Origin of the sequence: Mesorhizobium sp. LNHC232B00 (assembly GCF_000502435.1) — a bacterium.
In the GTDB taxonomy this organism is placed as follows: Bacteria; Pseudomonadota; Alphaproteobacteria; order Rhizobiales; family Rhizobiaceae; genus Mesorhizobium; species Mesorhizobium opportunistum.
In genome coordinates, this window is the sequence record NZ_AYWP01000026.1 from 62,973 (window position 1) to 68,972 (window position 6,000).

6 protein-coding genes are annotated in these 6,000 nt (G+C 62.6%); all 6 read left to right on the forward strand.

Annotation, left to right across the window (positions count from 1 at the left end; genetic code table 11):
- Positions 1–39 precede the first annotated feature (39 nt).
- The 6 genes from petA (at position 40) to X743_RS144590 (ending at position 5,770) form a co-directional block, all read left to right on the forward strand.
- The gene (petA, locus tag X743_RS144615; protein WP_013893469.1) at positions 40–600 is read left to right on the forward strand and encodes a ubiquinol-cytochrome c reductase iron-sulfur subunit; all 561 of its coding nucleotides are present in this window, start codon (positions 40–42) and stop codon (positions 598–600) included.
- 16 nt (positions 601–616) lie between these two features.
- Positions 617–1,918 (forward strand): cytochrome b N-terminal domain-containing protein, encoded by a 1,302-nt coding sequence (locus X743_RS144610; protein WP_023768032.1) that lies wholly within the window; start codon positions 617–619, stop codon positions 1,916–1,918.
- Between the two features lie 111 nt (positions 1,919–2,029).
- Positions 2,030–2,902 (forward strand): cytochrome c1, encoded by an 873-nt coding sequence (locus X743_RS144605; protein ID WP_023768033.1) that lies wholly within the window; start codon positions 2,030–2,032, stop codon positions 2,900–2,902.
- 127 nt (positions 2,903–3,029) lie between these two features.
- Positions 3,030–3,725, forward strand: coding sequence for a phosphatase PAP2 family protein (locus X743_RS144600; RefSeq protein ID WP_023768034.1), 696 nt, complete (start codon positions 3,030–3,032; stop codon positions 3,723–3,725).
- A gap of 166 nt (positions 3,726–3,891) precedes the next feature.
- Positions 3,892–5,037 (forward strand): alpha-hydroxy acid oxidase, encoded by a 1,146-nt coding sequence (locus X743_RS144595; protein ID WP_031258326.1) that lies wholly within the window; start codon positions 3,892–3,894, stop codon positions 5,035–5,037.
- 187 nt (positions 5,038–5,224) lie between these two features.
- A complete protein-coding gene (locus tag X743_RS144590; protein ID WP_013893474.1) occupies positions 5,225–5,770 on the forward strand; it encodes an adenine phosphoribosyltransferase in 546 nt (181 codons plus the stop codon).
- Positions 5,771–6,000: the final 230 nt, after the last annotated feature.

Sequence of the window (6,000 nt, forward strand, 5' to 3'; positions counted from 1 at the left end):
CGGCCACCGGCGCGGAAGAGGCGAAAGGATCAGGCACCCGTGAGCGCAACCGATACCCACGATCCCAACCGTCGAGATTTTCTCTACGTCGCCACCGGCATGGCAGCCGTGGTCGGCGCCGGCGCCGTTGCCTGGCCCTTCATCGACCAGATGCGCCCCGATGCCTCGACGCTGGCGCTTGCCTCGGTCGAGGTCGATGTCGCCTCGCTGACGCCGGGCATGTCCTTGATCGTCAAGTGGCGCGGCAAGCCGGTCGTGGTGCGCAACCGCACCGAACAGGAAATGAAGGACGGCGAGGCCGTCAAGCTCTCCGATCTCAAGGACCCGATCGCCCGCAATGCCAACCTTCCGGCCGACGCGCCGGCGACGGACGCCAACCGCACCACGCCCGGCAAGGAAGCCTGGATGGTGATGGTTCAGGTCTGCACCCATCTGGGCTGCATTCCGCTCGGCCAGGAAGGCGATTTCGGCGGCTGGTTCTGCCCGTGCCACGGCTCGCAATACGATACCGCCGGCCGCATCCGCAAAGGCCCGGCGCCCGAGAACATGGCCGTGCCGGTATTCAAGTTCATTTCCGATACCAAGATCCTTATCGGTTGAGGCAGGGGATATTTCGATGAGCGAGGGACACTCGACCTACACGCCCAAGACCGGTATCGAACGCTGGTTCGACGCCCGCATGCCGCTGCCGCGGCTGGTCTATGACAGCTTCGTCGCCTATCCGGTGCCGCGCAACCTCAACTATGCCTGGACCTTCGGCGGCATCCTGTCGATCATGCTGGTGGCGCAGATCCTGACCGGCATCGTGCTGGCCATGCACTACACGGCCGACACCAATCTAGCCTTCGGCTCGGTCGAGAAGATCATGCGCGATGTCAATTCCGGCTGGCTGCTGCGCTACATGCATGCCAACGGCGCCTCGTTCTTTTTCGTCGCCGTCTATATCCACATCTTCCGTGGCCTCTATTACGGCTCCTACAAGGCGCCGCGCGAACTGCTCTGGATCCTCGGCTGCATCATCTACCTCCTGATGATGGCGACCGGCTTCATGGGCTATGTGCTGCCATGGGGACAGATGAGTTTTTGGGGCGCCACCGTCATCACAGGCTTCTTCAGCGCCATTCCGCTGGTCGGCGACTGGATCCAGCAGCTGCTGCTGGGCGGCTTCGCCGTCGACAACCCGACGCTCAACCGCTTCTTCGCGCTGCATTACCTGCTGCCGTTCATGATCGCCGGCGTCGTCGTGCTGCACGTCTGGGCGCTGCATGTCGTGGGCCAGTCGAACCCGACCGGCATCGAGGTCAAGTCGAAGACCGACACCGTCGCCTTCACCCCTTACGCGACCATCAAGGACGCGTTCGGCATGATCGTGTTCCTGTTCTTCTTCGCCTACTTCGTCTTCTACCTGCCGAACTATCTCGGCCATCCGGACAATTACACGGTCGCCAACCCGCTGAAGACCCCGGCCCATATCGTGCCGGAATGGTACTTCCTGCCGTTCTACGCGATCCTGCGCGCCATCACCTTCAACATCGGGCCGATCAACTCCAAGCTCGGCGGCGTGCTGTGCATGTTCGGTGCCATCGTCATGCTGTTCCTGGTGCCGTGGCTCGACACTTCCAAGGTGCGCTCGGCGGTCTACCGGCCCTGGTACAAGCTGTTCTTCTGGCTGTTCGTGGCCGATGCCATCCTGCTCGGCTGGCTAGGCTCGCAGCCGGCGGAAGGCAGCTATGTGTTCATGGCGCAGATGGCGACGCTGTTCTACTTCGCCTTCTTCCTGATCGCGCTGCCAGTGCTCGGCCTGATCGAGACGCCGCGCAGGGTGCCGAACTCGATCACCGAGGCGGTGCTCGAAAAGAACAAGGGCGGCAGCGGGCATCCGGCGGGCGCCGCGGCCGCACCAGAGACCAAGGGCTAGAGCATGATCCCGAAAAGTGGGAACCGGTTTTCCCGGACAAACGGAACCGTTTGTCCAGAGATCATGCTCAAACAGGAAGTCAGAGCGGTAGAGAATCTAAGGGGATTTGGCATGAAAAAGATTCTCACCTCGCTGGCGCTGATCGGCCTTGTGGCTGCCGGTGTTGGAACTGGAGGCACTTGGGCATTCGCCGCCGAAGAGGCGCACAATGCAGCCGCACCGACGCATTTCCCGATCGACGAGCCGAAGGAGATGAACTGGAGCTTCACCGGCCCGTTCGGCACCTATGACAAGGCGCAGCTGCAACGCGGCCTGAAGGTCTACAAGGAAGTCTGCTCGGCCTGTCACTCGATGAATTTGGTGGCGTTCCGCACGCTGTCGGACCTCGGCTACAGTGATGCGCAGATCAAGACGCTGTCGGCCGAATATACCATCCATGACGGCCCCAACGATGCCGGCGACATGTTCGACCGTCCCGGCAAGCCGTCAGACCATTTCCCGGCGCCGTTCGCCAACGAGGAAGCCGCCGCTGCCTCCAATGGCGGCGCTGCCCCGCCCGACATGTCGCTGCTGGCCAAGGCTCGCGGCGTCGAGCGCGGCTTTCCGCAGTTCGTCTTCGACATCTTCACCCAGTATGACGCGGGCGGCCCCGACTATATCCATTCGCTGCTGACCGGCTACGATCAAACTCCGCCGGCCGGAATGGTCATCCCGGAAGGCACGCACTACAATCCCTACTTCATGTCGGGCGTGTCGCTGAAGATGCCCAAGCCGCTCTCCGACGGCCAGGTGACCTATGATGACGGCTCGCCGCAGACCGTCGACCAGTATTCCCGCGACGTGGCCGCCTTCCTGACATGGGCCGCCGAGCCGCACATGGAAGACCGCAAGAAGATGGGTTTCCGCGTGCTGGTGTTCCTGCTGCTGTTCGGCGCGCTGGTCTATCTGACCAAGCGCAAGGTGTGGGAAGGCATCGCCCACTGAGCGGGGCGGACATAGCGAAATGCAGGGGGCGCCGAGAGGCGCCCTTTTTGCGTCCGGTGACGGTCATGTCACATGGCCGTCACCGCATCTGGCGATCCTGCGGCATTCTCGAACAAAGGATCGCTCCATGAAGAAATACGCATCGCTCGCGGCTGGTCTGCTGCTGCTGGTCATCGGCTCGGCCGCGCAGGCGGAAGACGCAAAACCCTTCGTCACCAATAAGGACGTCGACCTGACGATGATCCTGCCGCCTCCACCGGCGAACGATTCGGCCGAGACCAAGGCCGAACTCGGCGAGGTGCTGACGCTGCAGGTGACGCGTACGCCCGAAATGGAAGCCCGCGCCGTCGCCGATGCCGAAGAGAATGTCTGGCGCTTCGCCGATGTCATGGGGCCGAATTTCACTGCGGAAAAGCTGCCGAAATTCAGCGCTTTCTTCGACCGCGTCGTGGCCACAGAAGGTGCTGTCGTCGACCCGGCCAAGGATGTCTGGAAACGTCCGCGCCCGCACCAGCTCAGCGATCTCGTCAAGCCGGCGGTCAAGCTGTCGAGCTCCGGCTCCTGGCCGTCCGGCCACGCCACGGTCGGCACCATGATGGGCATCATCCTGGCCGATATGGTTCCGGAGAGGCGCGCCGAGATCATGGCGCGCGCGGCCGAATACGCCCACAACCGCGTTGTCGGCGGCATCCATTATCCGTCCGATGTCGAGATGGGCAAGATTTCCGGCAGCGTCATTGCCGCGGTCCTGCTCAACCGGGACGATTTCAAGGCCGAATATGAGATTGCCAGGGCCGAGCTGCGTTCCGACCTCGGCATGTAAGACTTCGCCGGTAATCTCGGCAGAGAGGGGCGCTTCAGGCGCCCCTTTTCGTGTTCACGGCCGTGCTCTATGGGGAGTTCAGCAATTAGTTCGTTGGCAGGGCCGCATCTGGTTGATATTTCAACAGCGGCAAAGGCTTCGTCAGCCATGGCCTTGGAAATCGATGATGCGGCTCAGCGACTGTCACAATTTTTCCGATTTCCGGCGGATGGCGCAGCGAAGGCTGCCGGGGCCGATCTTCAATTACATCGATGGCGCGGCCGATGACGAGGTCACCTATCGCCGCAACACCGCAAGTTTCGAAAGCTGTGACCTGGTCCCCAGCGTCCTGCGCGGGGTGAGCGAGATCGACATGTCGGTGACCGTCATGGGTCAGAAATTGGCTATGCCGTTCTATTGCTCACCGACTGCCCTGCAGCGGCTTTTCCACCATCAGGGCGAAAGGGCGGTCGCCAAAGCCGCGGCCAAATACGGCACGATGTTCGGTGTTTCCACGCTCGGCACCGTCAGCCTCGAGGAAGTGCGCAGGATCAGCAGCAGCCCGCAGATCTACCAGTTCTACTTCCACCGAGATCGCGGCCTCAACCGGGCGATGATGCAGCGGGCAAAGCAGGTTGGCGTAGAAGTGATGATGCTGACCGTCGACAGCATCACCGGGGGCAATCGCGAACGCGACAAGCGCACTGGCTTTGCCATTCCCTTCAAACTCAACCTTGCCGGCATGGCGCAGTTCGCGCTGAAGCCGGCTTGGGCAATCAACTATTTCACCCATGAGGGCTTCAAGTTGCCGCAGCTCGACGAACATGTCGACATGGGCGGCGGCACGATGTCGATCAGCCGCTATTTCACCGAGATGCTCGATCCTTCGATGACCTGGGACGATGTCGCCGAGATGGTCAGGCAGTGGTCGGGTCCGTTCTGCCTCAAGGGTATCATGTCGGTGGAGGATGCCAGACGCGCCGTCGATATTGGCTGCAGCGGCATCGTACTGTCCAACCATGGCGGGCGGCAATTGGATGGCTCGCGGGCGGCATTCGACCAGCTTGCCGAGGTCGTCGATGCCGTCGGCGACAAGATCGACGTCATCATGGATGGTGGTGTGCAGCGCGGCACCCATGTGCTGAAGGCACTGTCGCTCGGGGCCAAGGCCGTCGGCATTGGCCGGTACTATATGTTTCCCCTGGCGGCGGCCGGCCAACCGGGTGTCGAAAGGGCGCTCGAGCAGATGCGGGTCGAGGTCGAACGCGGCATGAAGCTGATGGGCTGCAGTTCGATCGGGCAATTGTCGCGCTCCAATCTCCGTTTCAGATAGTCGGAGTCGGGCGGACCATCGCGGATCATGCGGATGCGGAATATGGCTGGGTCGGCGAGATCGATCCCTTCCGGATGCGGCTTGTCTCGGCCGCCACATCGCGCTAGCCGTTGTCGGTCGCGCCGGGTTACGATCGGACCCTGCCGCCTTTCACGCCCGTCAGTTGGATCATCCGGAGAGCCGTCTCATGAAACCTTCGCTCGAAGACACGCTGCTGGCGTCGATCCGCACCATCCCGGACTATCCCAAGCCCGGCATCCTGTTTCGCGACATCACGACGCTGCTTGGCAATGCGCGCGCCTTCCGCCGCGCCATCGACGAACTGGTGCATCCCTATGCCGGTCAGAAGATCGACAAGATCGCCGGGATCGAGGCGCGCGGCTTCATCCTTGGCGGCGCCGTCGCCCACCAGCTCTCAGCTGGCTTCGTGCCGATCCGCAAGAAGGGCAAGCTGCCTTACGAGACCGTGCGCGTCGCCTACAGCCTGGAATACGGGCTCGACGAAATGGAGATGCACAAGGACGGCGTTGCCCCTGGGGAGAAGGTGATCCTCGTCGACGACCTGATCGCCACCGGCGGCACGGCGGAGGCGGCGGTCAAGCTCTTGCGCCAGATCGGCGCCGACATCCTCGCCGCCTGCTTCGTCATCGACCTGCCGGACCTCGGCGGCCGCGCCAAGCTGGAAGCGCTCGGTGTGCCGGTGCGGACGCTGATCGGGTTCGAGGGCCATTGAGGGAGCAGTTCTTCCCTTCCCCTTGCGGGAGAAGGTGGATCGGCGCGCAGCGCCGAGACGGTTGAGGGGTGGGCGACGGAGTGCCGTCGGCGCCAAGCTGGAACACCCCTCATCCGACCTCGCTTCGCGAGGCCACCTTCTCCCGCAAGGGGCTAGTGTGCGCACACATTTGCTTCGTGCTTTGATCAAGCGTGAAGAAGCGACGCCGGAAAATGGCTTGAAGCGTTTGA

Bases quoted from the DNA above. Each gene is read 5' to 3' on its own strand.
- X743_RS144605 (WP_023768033.1), top strand. From the start codon at position 2,030: ATGAAAAAGATTCTCACCTCGCTGGCGCTGATCGGCCTTGTGGCTGCC.
- X743_RS144600 (WP_023768034.1), top strand. From the start codon at position 3,030: ATGAAGAAATACGCATCGCTCGCGGCTGGTCTGCTGCTGCTGGTCATC.
- X743_RS144610 (WP_023768032.1), top strand. From the start codon at position 617: ATGAGCGAGGGACACTCGACCTACACGCCCAAGACCGGTATCGAACGC.
- X743_RS144590 (WP_013893474.1), top strand. From the start codon at position 5,225: ATGAAACCTTCGCTCGAAGACACGCTGCTGGCGTCGATCCGCACCATC.
- X743_RS144595 (WP_031258326.1), top strand. From the start codon at position 3,892: ATGCGGCTCAGCGACTGTCACAATTTTTCCGATTTCCGGCGGATGGCG.